A 2148-nucleotide genomic window follows, 5' to 3' on the forward strand; every position below is an offset into this window, starting at 1 on the left:
TTACTCAATATGACCTTTCTGTAGAACATTACTTCGGCGACGGTGGTTTACTTTCTGCGGCAATTTTCTATAAAGACGTTAACTCGTTTACACAAACCGACAGTAGCTGTTTAGCTGACTCAGGCACGATAAGCGGACAAAATACCACTCAGTGGAACAATATTTGTTTACTTAACACCGCAGGTCAAAGCCAAGGTGACATTGTTAATGCCACACAAGACCAAGGTTTAGCGTATGTTGATGCTCAAAAAGCCGCAGGTCGCACCGGTATCGTCATCGACACTGATGTAAATGGTGGTAGCGGTGAAGTCAGAGGTTTGGAATTAGGTTACCAGCAACAGTTCAGCTTTTTACCAGGCATTTGGGCAGGTTTAGGTGTTAACGCAAACTATACCTATGCAGATAGTGAGCAACCCGATGGCAATCCATTACTGAATATTTCTAAGCATACCGCTAACACTCAGGTTTACTGGGAAGGTGAAGAAGTTCAGTTACGTTTAGCCTACAACTGGCGCGACCGTTATTTAGACGACCAAAGCACCAAGCGTGTACAAACTGTTGGCGCTTTAGGTTATAACGTTTTCAACCAGAATGACCCTTCTGCTGATAACTACGACCCTACCGTGGGTAACAGCTACCGAGAAGATAGAGGCCAGCTTGATTTTTCAGTTAGCTGGGATATCAACGAAAACTTCACTGTTGTAGCCAATGCGGTAAACCTAACGGGTGAGCCAATTGTTTACACCACCGAGCTAGATTCTATCTGGGCTTACAGTGAAGCAGACCGTCGCTACACTCTTGGTGTTCGAGCTAAGTTTTAATCAACAGATGCCTTAACCTAGAGCCTATCAAATTGATAGGCTCTACCATTAACGACAACAATATTATTGACCGTCACTACAAACGATATTAGAGCGTTAAATGGATCTGACACTAGCAGCGTCTTAACGCGTTACGGATGTTCTGAGCCAGCTAACACAATTGTCTTGTTTGATTAAAATGTCGAATAAATAGCGATACCTTGCTACCAAACCATCATTAATTCTAGTTTTAGTTAACAACCAACAGCACTATGCTTACCAATCACATTTTTGGTATAACCTTGGCAAGATAATTGGTTGACAATAATACTAGTATTACTTACAATTTTGTAATACCACTTGATAACCAGTTCAAGCTAAAGTAAACATTATTGTTAACGATATTTTCAGTCCGGCAATACTAAATGATAAATAATGAGTCGTTTTCTACAGAGTAAAAAGGAATACACCATTTGAAAGGGCATTAATCCACTCAATTGGCTTATAACGATCCTGAACTCAAGATGACTCTTTAAACAAATTACATAGCGCATCGGCACATTCGGTGAGCTGAATAAAATTGAAATACGCATTTACCAATATATTTAGGAGTTAGACATGACAAAACCAGTCATCGGTTTTATCGGCCTTGGCCTTATGGGCGGCAACATGGTTGAGAACTTACAAAACAGAGGTTATCAGCTAAATGTAATGGACCTTAACAAAGAAGCGGTTGCAACATGCGTTGCTCGCGGTGCAAAAACCGTAACAACAGCAAAAGAACTTGCAGCATCTAGCGACATCGTAATGCTTTGCTTAACCACATCAGCCGTAGTTGAAAAACTGGTTTATGGTGACGACGGTATCTTAGCGGGTATTAAAGAAGGTTCTGTACTGGTTGATTTTGGCACATCAATTCCTTCATCTACGCGTAAAATTGGTGCAGACCTAGCGGCAAAAGGCGCAGGTATGATCGACGCCCCACTCGGCCGTACTCCTGCTCACGCTAAAGACGGTTTATTAAACATCATGGCAGCTGGCGATCTTGAAACCTTTAATAAGGTTAAGCCAGTATTAGACGAGCAAGGCGAAAACGTCTTCCATTTAGGTGCATTAGGCGCAGGTCACACAACTAAGTTAATCAATAACTTTATGGGTATGACCACTGTTTGTGCTATGTCTCAAGCCTTTGCTGTTGCAGATCTTGCCGGTGTTGACCGTGCGCAACTGTTCGACATTATGTCAGCGGGTCCATCTAACTCACCGTTCATGAAATTCTGTAAAAACTATGCAGTAGACGGTGTAAGCGATTTAGGCTTCTCTATTGCTCTGTCCCTTATACACACCT

General features: G+C 42.0%; 2 protein-coding genes. Both read left to right on the forward strand.

Going from position 1 to position 2148, the window contains the following annotated elements; all coding sequences use genetic code 11:
• A partial coding sequence (locus CXF78_RS20595; protein WP_145991597.1) for a TonB-dependent receptor domain-containing protein occupies nt 1-821 on the forward strand: 821 nt, incomplete at its 5' end.
• Nucleotides 822-1418: 597 nt separating this feature from the next.
• On the forward strand, nt 1419-2148 hold a 730-nt coding region (locus tag CXF78_RS20600; RefSeq protein WP_102037807.1), incomplete at its 3' end, for an NAD(P)-dependent oxidoreductase.

This window comes from Shewanella sp. 11B5 (genome assembly GCF_002836795.1).
Lineage (GTDB): Bacteria > Pseudomonadota > Gammaproteobacteria > Enterobacterales > Shewanellaceae > Shewanella > Shewanella frigidimarina.